This window comes from Streptomyces hyderabadensis, assembly GCF_020404845.1.
GTDB lineage: Bacteria > Actinomycetota > Actinomycetes > Streptomycetales > Streptomycetaceae > Streptomyces > Streptomyces hyderabadensis.
Genome location: NZ_JAIOJZ010000007.1, coordinates 57,125 through 74,515, shown reverse-complemented (window position 1 = coordinate 74,515; position 17,391 = coordinate 57,125). Strand labels below are relative to the sequence as shown.

At 71.8% G+C, this 17,391-nt stretch carries 14 protein-coding genes; 12 read left to right on the top strand and 2 right to left on the bottom strand.

What is annotated here, in order from left to right:
- Positions 1–43 precede the first annotated feature (43 nt).
- Together K7854_RS08075 and K7854_RS08070 are read right to left on the bottom strand one after the other, a co-directional pair.
- A complete protein-coding gene (locus K7854_RS08075) occupies positions 44–1,378 on the bottom strand; it encodes a polysialyltransferase family glycosyltransferase (RefSeq protein WP_226025687.1) in 1,335 nt (444 codons plus the stop codon).
- A complete protein-coding gene (locus K7854_RS08070) occupies positions 1,375–2,370 on the bottom strand; it encodes a glycosyltransferase family 2 protein (protein WP_226025686.1) in 996 nt (331 codons plus the stop codon). The genes K7854_RS08075 and K7854_RS08070 overlap by 4 nt, the downstream gene beginning before the upstream one ends.
- Before the next feature lie 198 nt (positions 2,371–2,568).
- Here K7854_RS08070 and K7854_RS08065 point away from each other — a divergent pair, with 198 nt between their 5' ends.
- The 12 genes from K7854_RS08065 to K7854_RS08010 all read left to right on the top strand — a co-directional run bounded on the left by K7854_RS08065 (position 2,569) and on the right by K7854_RS08010 (position 17,304).
- Positions 2,569–3,903 (top strand): DUF6716 putative glycosyltransferase, encoded by a 1,335-nt coding sequence (locus K7854_RS08065; RefSeq protein ID WP_226025685.1) that lies wholly within the window; start codon positions 2,569–2,571, stop codon positions 3,901–3,903.
- A 32-nt stretch (positions 3,904–3,935) separates the two neighbouring features.
- Positions 3,936–5,210 (top strand): N-acylneuraminate cytidylyltransferase, encoded by a 1,275-nt coding sequence (locus tag K7854_RS08060; RefSeq protein ID WP_226025684.1) that lies wholly within the window; start codon positions 3,936–3,938, stop codon positions 5,208–5,210.
- A 13-nt stretch (positions 5,211–5,223) separates the two neighbouring features.
- On the top strand, positions 5,224–6,162 hold the full coding sequence (locus tag K7854_RS08055; RefSeq protein ID WP_226025683.1) for an N-acetylneuraminate synthase family protein: 939 nt from the start codon (positions 5,224–5,226) through the stop codon (positions 6,160–6,162).
- Between the two features lie 43 nt (positions 6,163–6,205).
- Positions 6,206–7,273, top strand: a complete 1,068-nt coding sequence (locus tag K7854_RS08050; RefSeq protein WP_226025682.1) for a hypothetical protein — start codon at positions 6,206–6,208, stop codon at positions 7,271–7,273.
- Between the two features lie 263 nt (positions 7,274–7,536).
- The gene (locus tag K7854_RS08045) at positions 7,537–8,775 is read left to right on the top strand and encodes a M20 family metallopeptidase (RefSeq protein ID WP_226025681.1); all 1,239 of its coding nucleotides are present in this window, start codon (positions 7,537–7,539) and stop codon (positions 8,773–8,775) included.
- Positions 8,776–8,971: 196 nt separating this feature from the next.
- Positions 8,972–10,015: a BMP family lipoprotein gene (locus K7854_RS08040; RefSeq protein WP_226025680.1), complete on the top strand. Its 1,044-nt coding sequence runs from the start codon at positions 8,972–8,974 to the stop codon at positions 10,013–10,015.
- Positions 10,016–10,289: 274 nt separating this feature from the next.
- Positions 10,290–11,336 carry a BMP family lipoprotein gene (locus tag K7854_RS08035; protein ID WP_226025679.1) on the top strand — a complete coding sequence of 349 codons (1,047 nt, stop codon included), beginning with the start codon at positions 10,290–10,292 and terminating at the stop codon, positions 11,334–11,336.
- Positions 11,337–11,574: 238 nt separating this feature from the next.
- On the top strand, positions 11,575–13,203 hold the full coding sequence (locus K7854_RS08030) for an ABC transporter ATP-binding protein (RefSeq protein ID WP_226025678.1): 1,629 nt from the start codon (positions 11,575–11,577) through the stop codon (positions 13,201–13,203).
- Complete coding sequence (locus tag K7854_RS08025; RefSeq protein WP_226025677.1) at positions 13,203–14,327, top strand: ABC transporter permease; 1,125 nt, start codon at positions 13,203–13,205, stop codon at positions 14,325–14,327. Before K7854_RS08030 ends, K7854_RS08025 begins: the two co-directional genes overlap by 1 nt.
- Entirely contained in the window at positions 14,324–15,598 is a 1,275-nt protein-coding gene (locus K7854_RS08020; protein ID WP_226025676.1) for an ABC transporter permease, read from the top strand. Before K7854_RS08025 ends, K7854_RS08020 begins: the two co-directional genes overlap by 4 nt.
- A complete protein-coding gene (locus K7854_RS08015) occupies positions 15,595–15,987 on the top strand; it encodes a cytidine deaminase (protein ID WP_226025675.1) in 393 nt (130 codons plus the stop codon). The genes K7854_RS08020 and K7854_RS08015 overlap by 4 nt, the downstream gene beginning before the upstream one ends.
- Before the next feature lie 39 nt (positions 15,988–16,026).
- Complete coding sequence (locus K7854_RS08010; protein ID WP_226025771.1) at positions 16,027–17,304, top strand: thymidine phosphorylase; 1,278 nt, start codon at positions 16,027–16,029, stop codon at positions 17,302–17,304.
- Positions 17,305–17,391 lie beyond the last annotated feature (87 nt).

The window sequence follows — 17,391 nt, the reverse complement described above, 5'->3', positions numbered from 1 at the left end:
CGGCGGGTGAACACTCGCCCCCCGCCGGGCGTCCGCCCGGCCGTCACCGCCCGATCGAGCGCCGGATCGACCGGGCCCGGCGCACCACCCTGCGGGCCGTGGAGTTGTGCGGCAGGAATCCCAGCCGGGCCGGGATGCCGCCCGGCAGGCCCAGCGAGGTGAGCCTGCGCTTCTTGAAGTACCGCCAGGTGCGGGCGTCCAGGTGCGCGCGCAGATACGCCTCCGCCTGCGGCCGCAGCTCCGGCAGCACCTTCGGCTGCATCGCGAACCCGACGGCCCGCACCAGCGCGGCGAGCGTCCCGGGATCCGCGTCCCGCCGCCCCTCGGCGACCGCAGCCGGGTCCGCCAGGTCCGGCAGGAGCGCGTCCACGAGGGTGGCGGGCACCCGGTTGCTGTTCTCGTACGGCGTCAGCCGGTCCAGCAGCGTCTCGGTGCCGAGCCGGGCGACCGGCAGGCCGTACAGCGCGGAGGCGGTGAGCAGGGCCGTGGAGAAGCAGCCGGCCACCAGCGCCGGACGCATCCGCTGGAACAGCACCTCGGCCAGGACCGGCGTCTCCACCACGGTGAGGTCCACCCCCAGCCGCTCGGCCTCCTCCTCCAGCACCCGGGTGAAGCGGGCCGGGGCGGTGGGGTGCGTCTTGAACACCACGCGCGTGTGCCCGAGCCCGGCGACGCCGGTCAGCATCCGCACGTGCAGCTCTTCCTCCTCCTCGGCGGAGAGGATGCCCAGCGCCGACAGGTACTGGCCGAGCAGCACCGCGGGCCGCTCCACGTCCGGCAGCCCGGCGCCGGTGTCCGCCAGCCCGGCCAGCACCTTGGTGAACGCCGCGGACGGCACCACCTCGGGCTCGACGCCGAACTCGGTCAGCAGCAGCGGCGCGAGCCCCGGCACCAGGTCCAGGTGGAGCAGCCGTTCCACACGGGTGCCGACCAGCGGGGCCAGCTTGGTGCGGGTGGGCCCGTAGCTCATCAGACCGTCCGCGTAGACGGTCAGGGGCGCGTCGGTGAAGATCTGCGCCACGCCGAGCGCCGGGGGCACGTGGACCGACTCCACGGCCAGCGCCACGTCGTCCTCGCCGAGCCCCCAGGCCAGCCGCAGGTGCCGCTCCCACAACGGCACGTCCCCGGCCCGCGGCGACCAGTCGCCGGGGTGGAAGGGGTAGATCGCCTCGTTCCACGACACCACGTCGTCGAACCGGCCCCGCAGCCGCTCGAACCCCGGCGCCGCGTCCAGGGACGGTGTCGTCTCCGGTGTCGCCGCGTTGTTGGTGACCAGCAGGATCCGCCGGTCGGCCGCCGCGAAGCAGCCGGAGTCCAGGGCCGCGGCGAGGGTGGCCGTGCCGTACAGCGTCGACGCCAGGAAGATCTGAGTGGTCATGCCGCAGCCTCCTCGGCCGGCCGGCCGGAAGCCGCGCCCGCGCGACGGCGCAGCCGCCGCAGCCGCGTGGCCCGCTCGGCGTCCATCGTCTCCAGCACCTCGTCGAGGGCGTCCTGCGGCATCCGCCGCAGCGCCGCCGCGCTCCGCTCCTTCAGTATCCGGGCCACGGCGGGCTCGAACCGCTCGATGGAACCGAGGTGGTGGGAGATGATCGCGCAGTACGTGCGGACCGCCTTCGGCACCAGCCGCGCCGCGTCCGGGTCCCCGGCCGCCCCCGCGAGCACCTCGTCGAAGGCCCGGATGAAGTCGAGCTGGCGCACATCGCCGATCTGGGTCAGCGAGGACGCCACCCCGCGCCGGTAGAACACCCCGAGCAGCCCGGTCACCGCGAAGGACTCCGCCTCCCGGTGCAGCTTCCAGATCCACGGCCGGTCCTCGGCCGTGCGCAGCCCGTCGGTGAAGTGCAGCAGGCCGCGCTCGACCAGCCGCCGGTGGTAGACGCCCGCCCACGCGTAGGCGTAATCGACGGAGGTGGTGCGGTGCGCGGGCAGGATCGCGTCACGCGGGCGCAGGGCCGTGTTGCGGCGGCCGTGCGGGACCCGGTGCAGGGTGCGGTTGCGCCCCGTGCACTGCACGTGGTCGGTGCGCACGAAGTCGACGTCCAGCTTCTCGATGGCGGTCACCAGGTCGGCGCAGTGGCCCGGCGCCAGCCAGTCGTCGCCGTCCAGGAAGGCGAGGTACTCGCCGCGGGCCCGGTCGATGCCGGTGTTGCGGGCCGTCGCCAGGCCGCCGTTCTTCTCGTGTATGACCAGCACCGCCCCCGGCAGCTCGCGCTCCGCACGCGCGAGGAGATCCACGGTCCCGTCGGTGGAGCAGTCGTCGACGAGAATGAACTCGAAGTCGTCCCGCGCGTTGGCGCGCAGACTCCGCAGGGTGTCTGGGGCGTACTGCCGCACGTTGTAGAACGGCACGATGACGGAGAGCTTGGGCACGTGAGGGACGTTAGGCGACGGCCCGGCATTCGGCTTTACCGCTTCCTTGATTCCCGGTGAACGCGGCGTGGCGAAGCAGTGAAGCGGACGCTTTTCCGGGGCCCGCGCGGGCCGATTCCCCATTCGGCGATGTGCTGTTCACCATTTGTTGGATTCCGGTTGGGCGGTTCCTAGAAATGCCTTCCTAGCGTCTACGGCGTGCCAGCAAGTGCAACGAAGGCCCTCAGAGTCGCCGTCCTGGCGGACTCCGACACCCGGTGGAAATGGGGCGCGCTCACCGCGACCCGGGTCCGCCCCGGGGACACGGAGATCCACCTCGACGGCTACCTCCTGCGCGGCCGAGCCACCCCCACCGCCCGCCAGCTCCAGGAGGTCGGCGTCAGCGCGGACTCGCTCCGCGAGGTGACCGCCGTCGAGTTCCTGCGCGCCATGGAGCGGGCGCGGGGCGAGGACTCCTACGACGTCCTCGTCCTCGCCCTGGTCGGCGGAGGAGTCCAGGCGATGCTGCACGGGCTCGGCCGGGTCTGGCAGGACCGCGCCGAGCGGCCCGTGGTCGTCACCGGCTACGTCGGCGTCGTCTACGAGAAGCTCGCCGACGGCCTGCTGCTGCGCCACGGCGCCGACCTCGTGCTCGCCAACTCCCGCCAGGACGCGGACCGTTTCCGCGCCGTGTACGAGGGGGTCGGCGCCGACGCCGCCGCGGTGACCGAGGTCGCCCTGCCCTTCCTGGGCGGGGCAGCCTACGCCGGCGAGCCGGACGGCGACCGCCCCTACACGGTGGTCTTCGCCGCACAGCCCTCGGTGCCGGACAACCGCAGGGACCGCACGTACCTCCTCGAACGGCTGATCCGCCACGCCCGGCGGCACCCCGAGCGGGAGGTCGTGCTCAAGCTGCGCTCAAAGCCCGGCGAACACACCACCCACATCGAGGAGCTGCCCTACCAGAAGCTGGTGCAGCGGGCCGACCCGCCGCCCAACTTCCGCCTGGTCTACGGCCACATGGGCGAGGTCCTGGACCGCACCGACCTGCTGGTCACCATCAGCTCCACGGCGGCCCTGGAGTCCCTGCACCGCAGGATCCCCACCGTCGTGCTCACCGACCTCGGCGTGCGCGAGGCGCTCGGCAACCACCACTTCGTGGGCTCCGGCTGCCTCGCCTCCTGGGACCAGCTCGACGCCGGCCACCGCCCGGCGCCCGACCCCCAGTGGGTCGCCCGGCAGGGCGTGGCGGCCGACGGCGGCTACGAGACCGCCTTCGACGAGGCCCGCGAGCGCATCGCCGCCCTGCTGGCCCGGCCCGGCGGCCTGCCGCCGCTCGCCCCGTACTACACACCGGTCACCGCCCCCGGCTACCTCCCCGGCATCCTCGCCCGCCACCACCTCGCCCCCGACGGCACCCCGCTGCCCGGCGCACCGGCCGCCGACCGGGCGCCCGGCCCGGTGCGCCAGGTGGTACGCCGCGCGGCCCGCGGCGCCTACCGGCACGGCGTCCAGCGGGTCGCCCCGGTCATCCGCCGGATGGGGGAGCTGTGACCGCCCCGACCCGTCTCCAAGGAGTACAGCCCATGACCAACCCGGAAGCGGGCCAGGGCGCTTCGGTGCGCCGGGTGCTCGCCGTGATTCCCGCCCGCGGCGGCTCCAAGGGAGTGCCCGCGAAGAACCTCGCCCCGGTCGGCGGCGTCCCGCTGGTGGTCCGCGCGGTGCGCGAGTGCCTGGCCGCCCGCCTCGTGACCGACGTCGTCGTCTCCACCGACGACCACGCCATCGCCGCGGCGGCCCGCGAGGCCGGTGCCGAGGTCGTCCTGCGGCCCGCCGCCATCGCCGGGGACACGGCCACCTCCGAGGCCGCCGTGCTGCACGCGATGGACACCCACGAGGCCCTGCACGGCGCCGCCGTCGACGTGGTCCTGCTCGTCCAGTGCACCAGCCCCTTCCTGGTCCGCGAGGACGTCGACGGCGTGGCCGGCGCGGTCGCCGAGGACGGCGCGGACACGGCCGTCACCGTCGCCCCGTTCCACGGCTTCGTCTGGCGGGACGGCACCGACGAGACCGGCGGCGCCGACGGCGGCCACGGCGTCAACCACGACAAGGCGTACCGCCCCCGCCGCCAGGACCGCCCCCAGGACCTGCTGGAGACCGGCGCCGCCTACGCCATGGCCGCCCCCGGCTTCCGCAAGCACCAGCACCGCTTCTTCGGCCGCACCGAACTGGTCCGCACCGACCCGGCCCGCGTCCTGGAGATCGACGACCCGCACGACCTGGCCCGCGCCCGCGCCCTCGCGCCGCACTTCGACACGGCCCGGCCCGGCGCCCTCCCCACCGCCGACGACATCGACGCGGTGGTCCTCGACTTCGACGGCACCCAGACCGACGACCGGGTGCTGATCGACTCCGACGGACGGGAGTTCGTCTCCGTGCACCGCGGCGACGGACTCGGCATCGCCGCCCTGCGCCGCAGCGGCCTGACGATGCTGATCCTGTCCACGGAGGTGAACCCGGTCGTCGCCGCCCGCGCGCGCAAGCTCAAGCTGCCCGTGCTGCACGGCATCGACCGCAAGGACCTCGCCCTCAAGCAGTGGTGCGAGGAACAGGGCATCGCGCCCGACCGCGTGCTCTACGTCGGCAACGACGTCAACGACCTCCCGTGCTTCGCCCTCGTCGGCTGGCCCGTCGCGGTCGCGAGCGCCCACGACGCCGTACGCGGCGCGGCCCGCGCGGTCACCACCGTCCCCGGCGGCGAAGGCGCCGTACGGGAGATCGCGACCTGGCTCCTGGGTCCGTCCCTGGACGCCCTCGACCCCGCTGTCGAAACCACGCCCACGCTCACCCAGTCCACGTAAGGAACCCCCTGCCATGAGCACCAACTCCCGCATCCGCACCTTCGGCACCCGCGAGGCCGGTCCCGGCCGCCCCGTCTACATCACCGGCGAGATCGGCATCAACCACAACGGCGAGCTGGACAACGCCTTCAAGCTGATCGACGCTGCCGCCGAGGCCGGCTGCGACGCCGTCAAGTTCCAGAAGCGCACCCCGGAGATCTGCACCCCGCGCGACCAGTGGGACATCGAACGGGACACCCCCTGGGGCCGGATGACGTACATCGACTACCGCCACCGCGTGGAGTTCGGCGAGGACGAGTACCGCCAGATCGACGAGTACTGCAAGACCAAGAACATCGACTGGTTCGCCTCCCCGTGGGACACCGAGGCCGTCGCCTTCCTGGAGAAGTTCGACGTCCCCGCCCACAAGGTCGCCTCCGCCTCGCTCACCGACGACGAGCTGCTGCGCGCCCTGCGCGCCACCGGCCGGACGGTCATCCTGTCCACCGGCATGTCCACCCCGAAGCAGATCCGCCACGCGGTCGAGGTCCTGGGCAGCGACAACATCCTCATGTGCCACGCCACCTCCACCTACCCGGCGCAGGCCGAGGAGCTGAACCTCCGCGTCATCAACACCCTCCAGCAGGAGTTCCCGAACGTCCCGATCGGCTACTCCGGCCACGAGACCGGCCTGCAGACCACGCTGGCCGCCGTCGCCCTCGGCGCCACCTTCGTCGAGCGCCACATCACCCTCGACCGCGCCATGTGGGGCTCCGACCAGGCCGCCTCCGTCGAGCCGCAGGGCCTGGCCCGCCTGGTGCGCGACATCCGCACCATCGAGGCCTCCCTCGGCGACGGCGTCAAGAAGGTCTACGAGTCCGAGCTGGGCCCGATGAAGAAGCTGCGCCGCGTCACCGGCGTCGTCGCCGAGGCGGAGATCGCCGCCGCCGCGGGCGAGCCCGTCACCGTCTGACCACCGGCCACCGAGTCACTCACCACGGGACGGTCCCACACCGATGAGCCCCCGCGCCGGGAACGCCGGCCCCCGCACTCTCGCCTTCGTCGAGAGCCCGGTACAACTGCTGAACGTGCTGGAGTGGGCGCACACCCGCGCCCCCGGCGCGGAGCTCACCCTCGTGGTCCTCTCGCCCGTCGACCCGATGACCCGCGGCCAGCTGCGCCGGATGGCGGAACTGGCCCGCAAGGAGGGCCACGACATCCGCTGGGAGGAGGCGCGCGGCGGCGCCACCGCCCCCTTCCGCACGGTCGGCGGCCTGACCACCGCGCTGCGCCAGGCGGACCGGGTGGTCATGGGCGACCCGTTCTCCCGCTACGTACAGCTGCTCCTGACCATCACCCGCGCCCACGACCTGGTCGTCGTGGACGACGGCACCGCCACGATGGAGTTCGTCACCCAGCTGGCGCACGGCGAACGCCTGGTGCGCTGGCACCGCAAGGGCAGCCGCCCCGGGCCGCGCGACCTGCTCTTCGCCCCGGTCTCCGGGTCCGCGCGGCGCCGCCTCACCCCGTCCGGGAACCGCCAGGTCTCCGTCTTCTCCTCCATGCCGATCGAGGACACCCCCGACGGCGTCACCGTCACCGCCAACGACTTCGCCTGGACCAGGGACCGCTTCGGCCCGCCCCGCATCACCAAGGGCGCCGACATGGTCGGCACCTCCCTGGTGGAGACCGGTGTCGTCGATGCCGACCGCTACGTGGCCGCCGTACGCGCCCTGGCGAAGACCCACGGGGCCGCCCGCTACTTCGCCCACCGCCGCGAGAGCGCCGAGAAGCTGCACCGGCTGGCCGTGGAGACCGGCCTGCAGATCGTCCGCCCCGACCTCCCCCTGGAGCTGATCGCCCGCCGCGGCCCGATCGGCCGCACCATCCTCAGCTTCCCGTCCACCGTCGTCCACACCCTCCCGCTGGCCCTGGCCGGCACCGAGGTCCGCGTCGCCGTCTGCGACATCGACCCCGCCTGGCTCACCGAGTCGGCCTCACCGCGGGCCCGCGGTTTCCTGAGCGGCGTCACCGGCTCCGCGCGGGACGTGCACCGGCTGTCGGCGGTGGCGGGCACGGGGTAGCCGGGCGCGGGGCAGGGCGGCCGGCAGGCTCGGCATACGGACGGTTCCGGCGTGGCTCCGCCGTGGCGTGGTATGCGTGAGGGGAGCAAGTAAACAGGAAGGACGGAGCCGGGTGCCGAGGCCGGAAACGGGTGAGCGTACCCACCCCCGTTGAGAGCCATGCGCCGAGCGGCCAACTTTCTTCCCCTAACGGGCTGAAATTTTGTTGATCGAGGGGCAGTTGACTACCCCGGCGTCCTACCCTTCAGAGGGTGAACGTGTTGATGTCCCCAGAGTCCGAGGCCGACACTCCCGGTGAATCCGCGCTGCCCGGCACCTTGCCGGACGCGCTGCGCGCGGAGCTGGTGGCCTTCCGCCGCGACCTCCACATGCACCCCGAGCTGGGCAACCAGGAGTTCCGCACCACCGCCGCGATCAAGGAACGGCTGGAGCGGGCCGGCCTCAAGCCGCGCGTCCTGCCCATCGGCACCGGACTCGTCTGCGACATCGGCACCGGCACCGACTCCGGACAGTGGTCCGGCGGGCCCCGCATGCTCGCCCTGCGGGCCGACATCGACGCCCTGCCCATCCCCGACACCAAGAGCGAGTGCGCCTACCGCTCCCAGGTGCCCGACCGTGCCCACGCCTGCGGGCACGACGTGCACACCACCGTCGTCCTCGGCACCGGGCTCGTCCTCGCCGCCCTGCACGAGCAGGGACTGCTGCCCCGGCCCGTGCGGCTGGTCTTCCAGCCCGCCGAGGAGGTGCTGCCCGGCGGCGCCGCGGACGCCATCGAGGGCGGCGCGCTCGACGGGGTGCGCCGCATCCTGGCCGTGCACTGCGACCCGAGGGTGGACGCCGGGAAGATCGGGCTGCGGGTCGGCCCCATCACCTCCGCCTGCGACCGCCTGGAGATCGCCCTGAACGGCCCCGGCGGCCACACCGCCCGCCCGCACCTCACCACCGACCTGGTCACCGCCGCCGCCCGGGTGGCCACCGACGTGCCGCCGCTCGTCGCCCGGCGCGTGGACAGCCGCAGCGGGCTCGCCCTGACCTGGGGGCGGATCGAGTCCGGCCACGCCCCGAACGTCATCCCGCAGCACGCCGAACTCGCCGGGACGGTGCGCTGCCTCGACCTGGACGCCTGGCGGCAGGCGCCCGACCTGGTGATGGGCGCCATCGACGAGATCGCCGACCTGTACCGGGCCAAGTCCGAGATCACCTACGTCCGCGGGGTGCCCCCGGTCGTCAACGAGGTCACCAGCACCGAACTGCTCCAGGCCGCCATGGTCGCCCGGCGCGGCACCGACGCCGTCGAGGGCACCGAGCAGAGCCTGGGCGGCGAGGACTTCTCCTGGTACCTGGAGCACGTGCCCGGCGCCATGGCCCGCCTCGGCGTCCGCCCGCCCGGCGAGCGCACGGTCCGCGACCTCCACCAGGGCGACTTCGACGTGGACGAGCACGCCATCACGGTCGGCGTGGAGATGTTCACCGCGGCGGCGCTGATCGACGCGGTGCAGTAGGCGCCGCGGCAGCTGGCCCAGGGGGGCGATGCACGGGTACGTCCCCCTTCGAAACGGTCGTTCACAAGGCGGTAACCGGCCAGCGGCACGAATGGATAACGGCGCCGCGCAACCCCGTTCCCAGGAGTTTCTACGCGCGTTAATGTGCGCCGAACCGAGCGCCCGCTGCGGGGCTTTGGAGAATGGGGAACTTCAGATGCGTCGGATATCGAGACTGACCCGCGTCGCGGTGGGGGTCGCGTCGCTCGCGCTCGCGGCCACGGCCTGCGGCGGCACCAGCGGCGAGAGCGGCGACGACGGCGGTGACGACAAGGGCCTCGCCATCGCCTACGACGTCGGCGGCAAGGGCGACCAGTCCTTCAACGACGCCGCGTACGCCGGTCTGGAGCAGGCCAAGAAGGAGTTCGGCTACCAGACCGCCGACATCGAGCCCACCGACGGCGAGACCGACGCCGACAAGGAACAGCGCCTGACCTCCCTGGCCAAGCAGGGCTACAACCCGGTGATCGGCGTCGGCTTCGCCTACGGCCCGGCGATGAAGGCCGTCGCCGCCAAGTACCCGGACACCACCTTCGGCATCGTGGACTCCGTGGTCGAGGGCAAGAACGTCGCCTCCCTCGTCTTCGCCGAGAACGAGGCCTCCTACCTGGCCGGTGTCGTCGCGGCCAAGGCCACCAAGTCCAAGACCGTCGGCTTCGTGGGCGGTGTGGACGTGCCGCTGATCCACAAGTTCCAGGCGGGCTACGAGCAGGGCGTCAAGGACACCGACCCGAAGATCAAGGTCGTCTCGCAGTACCTGACGCAGACCGCGGAGGAGGGCGGCTTCTCCAGCCCCGACAAGGGCAAGGCCGCCGCCGAGGGGCAGATCGAGAAGAAGGCCGACGTGGTCTACGCGGCGGCCGGTCTCTCCGGGCAGGGCGTGATCGAGGCCGCGGCGAAGGCGAAGATCTGGGCGATCGGCGTCGACTCCGACCAGTACCAGCAGGAGGCCCTCGCGGCCTACAAGGACTCCATCCTCACCTCCGCCCTCAAGGACATCGACGGCGCGGTCTTCGCCCTGGCCAAGTCCGTCGAGGACGGCAAGCCGCTGACCGGCACCCACACCTTCGACCTGAAGTCGGACGGCGTGGGCCTGTCCGACAGCAACCCGAAGTTCGCCGAGGTCCCCGGCGCGACGGAGGCCGTGGAGAAGGCCAAGGCGGGCATCGTCGACGGCTCCATCAAGGTCGCCACGGAGTAGCCGCCGGTACGGCACACACCCCCGCGAAGCGGACGGGCACCCCGGGTGCCCGTCCGCTTCCGCACGCCGCGGCCCCCGCCGCCGGGCGTCACCCTCCGCCACCCCCCGTTCGCGTCCGGCAAGCCCCGTACCCCCATTCGCGTCCCCTTGCTCACGGGCGGATAACAAGGTGGACAGAAGGGGTTTTCAGGCAGGTCTACGCGCGTTAATCTGCGGCGAAAGCCAGCGCCGCAGCCGAACCGTCCCCGGCGCTTGTACGACAGGAGCACCAGACATGCGCCGGATTTCCCGGATCACGGTCGCAGGCGCAGCGACCGCCTCCCTGGCCCTCGCCCTCGCCGCCTGCGGTGGTACCTCGACCGACTCCGGTTCGGAGTCCAAGGGCGACAAGGGGCTCGCCATCGCCTACGACGTCGGCGGCAAGGGCGACCAGTCCTTCAACGACGCCGCGTACGCCGGTCTGGAGCAGGCCAAGAAGGAGTTCGGCTACGAGACGGCCGACGTCGAGCCCACCGACGGCGAGACCGACGCCGACAAGGAGCAGCGGCTGTCCTCGCTGGCGAAGCAGGGGTACAACCCGGTCGTCGGCATCGGCTACGCCTACGCCTCCGCCATGAAGAACGTCGCGGAGAAGTACCCGGACACCACCTTCGGCATCGTCGACGACGCCACGATCGAGGCGAAGAACGTCGCGGACCTGGTCTTCAACGAGCAGGAGGCGTCCTACCTCGCCGGTGTCGCCGCCGCCAAGAGCACCAAGACCAACACGGTCGGCTTCGTGGGCGGTGTGGACGTCCCGCTGATCCACAAGTTCCAGGCCGGCTACGAGCAGGGCGTCAAGGACACCGACCCGAAGATCAAGGTCATCTCGCAGTACCTCACGCAGACCGCGGAGGAGGGCGGCTTCTCCAGCCCCGACAAGGGCAAGACCGCCGCCGAGGGCCAGATCGAGAAGAAGGCCGACGTCGTGTACGCGGCGGCCGGTCTCTCCGGCCAGGGCGTGATCGAGGCCGCCGCCGCCAACAAGGTGTGGGCGATCGGTGTCGACTCCGACCAGTACAAGCAGGAAGCCCTCGCGAAGTACAAGGACTCCATCCTGACCTCGGCCACCAAGGACGTCGCCAAGGCGGTCTACAACCTTGCGAAGTCGGTCGAGGACGGCAAGCCGGAGACCGGTATCGTTCGGGGCGATCTGAAGTCCGGCGAGGTCGGTCTCTCGGACTCCAACCCGAAGTTCGCGGACGACGCCGACCTCCAGGCAGCCATCAACACGGCCAAGGAGAAGATCATCAGCGGCGAGATCAAGGTCAAGAGCAGCTGAACGGCTGAGTAGCACCTGCAACACCTCGAACAGCGTGTAACCGCGCCGGTCGCGCCGCGCGGCGGGGTACGGGGGAGCGTCCTCGAAGTCGCCCTCCCCGTACCCCGTCGCGTCGATGTGCCGCCGCCGCTTTTAGATGCCGTAGGGGCGCTACGCGCGTAGACGGCCCCCGTCCCCAGGAGAGTGCGCCATCGACGCGTCCAGCAGCCCTCCGGCGAAAGCGGCGGTCAACGAACCGGTGACCGCCGTCGAACTCGCCGGGATCACCAAGCGTTTCCCCGGTGTCGTGGCCAACCACGACATCCACCTCACCGTCCGCAAGGGCACCGTCCACGCCCTCGTCGGTGAGAACGGCGCCGGCAAGTCGACGCTGATGAAGATCCTCTACGGCATGCAGAAGCCGGACGAGGGCACCATCGCGGTCGACGGCGAGCAGGTCTCCTTCTCCTCGCCCGCCGACGCCATCGTGCGCGGCATCGGCATGGTCCACCAGCACTTCATGCTCGCCGACAACCTCACGGTCCTGGAGAACGTGGTCCTCGGCAGCGAGAAGCTGCACGGCATCGGCGCCAGGGCCCGCCGGAAGATCAAGGAGATCTCCGAGCGGTACGGTCTGGGCGTGCGCCCCGACGTCCTCGTCGAGGAGCTGGGCGTCGCCGCCCGCCAGCGCGTGGAGATCCTCAAGGTCCTCTACCGCGGCGCCCGCACGCTGATCCTGGACGAGCCCACGGCCGTCCTGGTGCCGCAGGAGGTGGACGCCCTCTTCGACAACCTGCGCGAGCTGAAGGCCGAGGGCCTGTCGGTCATCTTCATCTCCCACAAGCTGGGCGAGGTCCTCTCGGTCGCCGACGAGATCACCGTCATCCGCCGCGGCACCACGGTCGGCACCGCCGTCCCCGCCGAGACCACGCCCCGCCAGCTCGCCGAGCTGATGGTCGGCAGCGAGCTGCCCACCCCCGAGACCGCCGAGTCCACGGTCACCGACCGCGCGGTCCTCACCGTCGACACGCTGCGCCTGGCGGCGCCCGGCGGCAAGGCCCTGCTGGACGACATCTCCTTCACCATCCACGCCGGTGAGGTGCTGGGCATCGCCGGTGTCGAGGGCAACGGCCAGACCGAACTGGTCGACGCGCTCATCGGCCTGCGGCACGCCGACTCCGGCACCATCCGCTTCCTCGACCAGGACATCACCGCGCTGCCCACCCGCAAGCGCCGCGAGCAGGGCGTCGGCTACATCCCCGAGGACCGCCACCGCCACGGACTGCTCCTGGAGGCCCCCCTCTGGGAGAACCGCATCCTCGGCCACGTCACCGAGAAGCCCAACAGCAAGGGCGTCTGGCTGGACCTCAAGAACGCCCAGCAGGACACCCGCCGCATCGTCGAGACCTACGACGTCCGCACCCCCGGCATCGACGTCACCGCGGCCTCGCTGTCCGGCGGCAACCAGCAGAAGCTGATCGTCGGCCGCGAGATGAGCCACAAGCCGCGCTTCCTGATCGCCGCCCACCCCACCCGGGGCGTGGACGTCGGCGCGCAGGCCGCGATCTGGGACCACATCCGCGAGGCCCGCCGCGAGGGCCTGGCCGTGCTGCTGATCTCCGCCGACCTGGACGAGCTGATCGGCCTGTCCGACACCCTCCGGGTGATCTACGACGGCAAGCTGGTCGCGGACGCCGACCCCGCCACCATCACCCCGGAGGCGCTCGGCTCGGCGATGACCGGCGCGGCCTCCGGACACCTGGAGGACGAGGAGACCCCCAAGGCGTCCCAGGCGTCCAAGCCGTCCGAGCCGTCCCAGCCGCCGAAGTCGCTCAAGTCCCCCGAGGCCCCTGAGTCCCCCGAGTCTCCGGAAGACGAGGCCCGCTGATGAAGAAGTTCGACAAGGAGCGCGTGCTCCTCGCGGTGGCCGGACCGGTCATCGCGCTCGCCGTGGCCTTCGTGCTCAGCGCGATCGTCCTGATCGCCTCGGGCAAGAACCCGGTCGAACCGTTCGCCCTCATGTTCGAGCAGGCCGGGTTCTCCGACATCCAGGTCCTGATCATCAACCAGGCGTCGATGTACTACATCGCGGCCCTCGCGGTGGCCATCGGCTTCCGGATGAACCTCTTCAACATCGGCGTCGACGGCCAGTACCAGCTCGCCGCCATGATGGCCGCGATCGTCGGCGCCCACGCCAACCTGCCGGCCGGCCTCCAGGTCCCGCTGCTGCTGCTGACCGCCGTCCTCACCGGCGCCTTCTGGTCCGGCATCGCCGGTGTCCTGAAGATCACCCGGGGCGTCAGCGAGGTGGTCGCGACGATCATGCTCAACTCCATCGCCACCGCCGTCATCGGCTACCTGTGGCTGCCCGACGTCTTCGGCGTCAAGATCGGCAACAACAACACCACCGGCGAGATGCACGAGTCCGGCTGGATCCCCGGCATCGACATGGGCGCGGCCGGCGAGATCTACGGCCTGGTCATCCTCGCCGTCCTCCTCGGCATCGGCTACTGGCTGGTCCTCAACCGCACCCGCTTCGGCTTCGACCTGCGGGCCTCCGGCGCCTCCGAGTCCGCCGCCGCGGCCAGCGGCGTGGACCCCAAGCGCATGGTGCTCACCGCGATGCTCCTCTCCGGCGGCCTCGCCGGCCTCGCGGGCCTGCCGATCCTGCTCGGCGACACCCACACCTACAGCCTCAACTTCCCCACCGGCATCGGCTTCCTCGGCATCGGCATCGCCCTGCTCGGCCGCAACAGCCCGGTCGGCATCGCCTTCGCCGCCCTGCTGTGGGCCTGGCTCGACAAGGCCAGCCCCGAGCTGGACTTCCACGGGTACGACAAGGAGATCGCGGTCATCATGCAGGGCCTGATCGTCCTCTCCGTCGTCGTCTCCTACGAGGCCGTCCGTGAGTGGGGCCTGCGCCGCCAGCAGCGCCGGGTGGGCGCGGAGCTGGCCGCCGGACACGTCCTCGGCGCCACCGACAACTCGAAGAAGGAGGTGGCCGGCCGATGACCGCTCCGACCACAGCGACCGACGTCAACCAGCCGTCGCTGGAGCACGCACCACCGGCCGGCCGCCGCATGTCGTGGCCCGTGCTGCTCCTGGTCATCGCCGGAGCCCTGGCGCTGACCTCGATCGTCCGCCTGATCACCGGCGCCAACGGCATCACCAACGTCAGCCAGATGTCCACCGCGCTCCAGCTCGCCGTGCCGATCGGCCTCGCCGGTCTCGGCGGACTGTGGGCCGAGCGCGCGGGCGTCGTCAACATCGGCCTCGAAGGCATGATGATCCTCGGCACCTGGTTCGGTGCCTGGGCCGGCTTCCAGTGGGGCCCGTGGACCGGCGTGCTCGTCGGCATCGTCGGCGGCTGCCTCGGCGGCCTGCTGCACGCCATCGTGACGATCACCTTCAACGTCAACCACATCGTCTCCGGTGTGGCCATCAACATCCTCGCCCTCGGCGCCACCCGCTACCTCGCCCCGCTCGCCTTCGAGGGCCACCAGGGCGGCTCGGCCAAGCAGTCCCCGCCGGTCGACTCCCTCGGCCACTTCTCGATCCCGGGCCTGTCCGGCTGGCTGGACAGCCTCAACGACCAGCACTGGTTCTTCGTCTCGGACATCGCGGGCCTGCTGGGCGGCCTGGTCACCGACGTCTCCTGGCTCACCCTGATCGCGGTCGCGCTGATCCCCGCCACCTGGTGGATCCTGTGGCGCACGCCGTTCGGCCTGCGGCTGCGCTCCTGCGGCGAGAACCCGGTCGCCGCCGAGTCCCTCGGCGTCAACGTCTACAAGTACAAGTACCTGGCCGTGATCATCTCCGGCGGGCTGGCCGGCCTCGGCGGTGTCTTCCTCTCCATCGTGGCCAACCCCTTCTACCTGGAGGGCCAGACCAGCGGCCGCGGCTACATCGGCCTCGCCGCGATGATCTTCGGCAACTGGATGCCGGGCGGCCTCGCTATCGGCGCCGGCCTGTTCGGCTACACCGACAGCCTCAACCTGCGCGGCGGCTCCGCCAACGTGCACGCGCTGCTGCTGCTCGGCGCGCTGCTGCTGGTCGCCGGCGCCATCTGGCTGGCGATCCGCAAGAAGTACGTCAAGGCCGCGATCACCTTCGTCGTCGGCGCCCTCGTCTTCGCCTGGTACGCCGGCACCAACGAGGTCCCCAACCAGGTCGTCTCCGCCACGCCGTACGTCGTCACCCTGGTCGTCCTCGCGCTGTCCGCGCAACGGCTGCGGATGCCCAAGGCGGACGGCATGCAGTACCGGAAGGGACAGGGCAAATGACGGACGTCGACTGGGGCGCGCTGCGCTCGGCGGCCCGGGAGGCGATGGCCCGGGCCTACGCCCCCTACTCCGGGTACGCCGTGGGCGCCGCCGCCCTGGTCGACGACGGCCGCACCGTCACCGGCTGCAACGTGGAGAACGCCAGCTACGGCATCGGCCTGTGCGCCGAGTGCGGTCTGGTCTCCCAGCTGCAGCTGACCGGCGGGGGCCGGCTGACGCACTTCGCCTGCGTCGACGGCGAGGGCGAGGTACTCGTCCCCTGCGGCCGCTGCCGGCAGCTGCTGTACGAGTTCGGCGGTCCGGAACTCCTGCTCGACACGCCGGAGGGGATCCTCCCGCTGTCCCGGATGCTCCCGCAGGCCTTCGGTCCCGAGCACCTCACCAAGTAGTAACTCCCGTAATCCCGTTAGGAAGAGCCAGACATGGCCATGGACGTCATCTCCGTCATCCGCACCAAGCGGGACCGCGGCGAACTCAGCGGCGAGCAGATCGACTGGGTCATCGACGCCTACACCCGCGGCGAGGTGGCCGACGAGCAGATGTCCTCGCTCGCGATGGCGATCCTGCTCAACGGCATGAACCGCGGCGAGATCGCCCGCTGGACGGCCGCGATGATCGCCTCGGGCGAGCGCATGGACTTCTCGTCCCTGTCCCGCCCGACCGCCGACAAGCACTCCACGGGCGGCGTCGGCGACAAGATCACGCTGCCCCTCGCACCCCTCGTGGCGGCGTGCGGCGCGGCCGTCCCGCAGCTCTCCGGCCGCGGCCTCGGCCACACCGGCGGCACCCTGGACAAGCTGGAGTCGATCCCCGGCTGGCGCGCCCTGCTCTCCAACGAGGAGATGCTGGACGTCCTGGACACCACGGGCGCGGTGATCTGCGCGGCCGGTGACGGTCTCGCGCCCGCCGACAAGAAGCTGTACGCGCTGCGCGACGTCACCGGCACGGTCGAGGCGATCCCGCTGATCGCCTCCTCCATCATGTCGAAGAAGATCGCGGAGGGCACCGGCTCGCTGGTCCTGGACGTAAAGGTCGGCTCCGGCGCCTTCATGAAGACCATCGAGGACGCCCGCGAACTGGCCTCCACCATGGTCGGCCTCGGCACCGACCACGGCGTGCAGACGGTCGCGCTCCTCACCGACATGGCCACCCCCCTCGGCCTCACCGCGGGCAACGCCCTGGAGGTCCGCGAGTCGGTCGAGGTCCTGGCGGGCGGCGGCCCGGCCGACGTGGTCGAGCTGACGCTGGCCCTGGCCCGGGAGATGCTGGACGCGGCGGGCCTGAAGGACGCCGACCCGGCGAAGGCGCTGGCCGACGGCTCCGCGATGGACGTCTGGCGCCGCATGATCGCGGCCCAGGGCGGCGACCCGGACGCGCCGCTGCCCACGTCGAAGGAACAGCACGTGGTGAAGGCGGGCGCCTCCGGCGTCCTGACCCGCCTGGACGCCTACGACATCGGCGTCGCCGCCTGGCGCCTGGGCGCGGGCCGCGCCCGCAAGGAGGACCCGGTGCAGGCCGCCGCGGGCGTCGAACTCCACGCCAAGCCCGGCGACCCGGTCACCGCGGGCCAGCCCCTCCTCACCCTCCACACGGACACCCCGGACCGCTTCGAGTACGCCCTCGCGGCGGTGGAGGGCGCGTACGACGTCGCCCCGGCGGGCACGGCCTTCACCGCCTCGCCGGTGGTGCGGGAACGCGTCGCCTGACCTGGGGTTTCATCTTTCGGGTGAACGGGATCGGTAGACCAGTGCCGGTCCCGTTCGGCATGCTGGGATCGGTGACGCACCGATAGG

Excerpts from the sequence above, each read along its gene's own strand:
- K7854_RS08040 (WP_226025680.1), top strand. The coding sequence starts at position 8,972 with ATGCGTCGGATATCGAGACTGACCCGCGTCGCGGTGGGGGTCGCGTCG.
- K7854_RS08025 (WP_226025677.1), top strand. The coding sequence starts at position 13,203 with ATGAAGAAGTTCGACAAGGAGCGCGTGCTCCTCGCGGTGGCCGGACCG.
- K7854_RS08035 (WP_226025679.1), top strand. The coding sequence starts at position 10,290 with ATGCGCCGGATTTCCCGGATCACGGTCGCAGGCGCAGCGACCGCCTCC.
- K7854_RS08050 (WP_226025682.1), top strand. The coding sequence starts at position 6,206 with ATGAGCCCCCGCGCCGGGAACGCCGGCCCCCGCACTCTCGCCTTCGTC.
- K7854_RS08015 (WP_226025675.1), top strand. The coding sequence starts at position 15,595 with ATGACGGACGTCGACTGGGGCGCGCTGCGCTCGGCGGCCCGGGAGGCG.
- K7854_RS08075 (WP_226025687.1), bottom strand. The coding sequence starts at position 1,378 with ATGACCACTCAGATCTTCCTGGCGTCGACGCTGTACGGCACGGCCACC.
- K7854_RS08010 (WP_226025771.1), top strand. The coding sequence starts at position 16,027 with ATGGACGTCATCTCCGTCATCCGCACCAAGCGGGACCGCGGCGAACTC.
- K7854_RS08055 (WP_226025683.1), top strand. The coding sequence starts at position 5,224 with ATGAGCACCAACTCCCGCATCCGCACCTTCGGCACCCGCGAGGCCGGT.
- K7854_RS08020 (WP_226025676.1), top strand. The coding sequence starts at position 14,324 with ATGACCGCTCCGACCACAGCGACCGACGTCAACCAGCCGTCGCTGGAG.
- K7854_RS08045 (WP_226025681.1), top strand. The coding sequence starts at position 7,537 with ATGTCCCCAGAGTCCGAGGCCGACACTCCCGGTGAATCCGCGCTGCCC.
- K7854_RS08060 (WP_226025684.1), top strand. The coding sequence starts at position 3,936 with ATGACCAACCCGGAAGCGGGCCAGGGCGCTTCGGTGCGCCGGGTGCTC.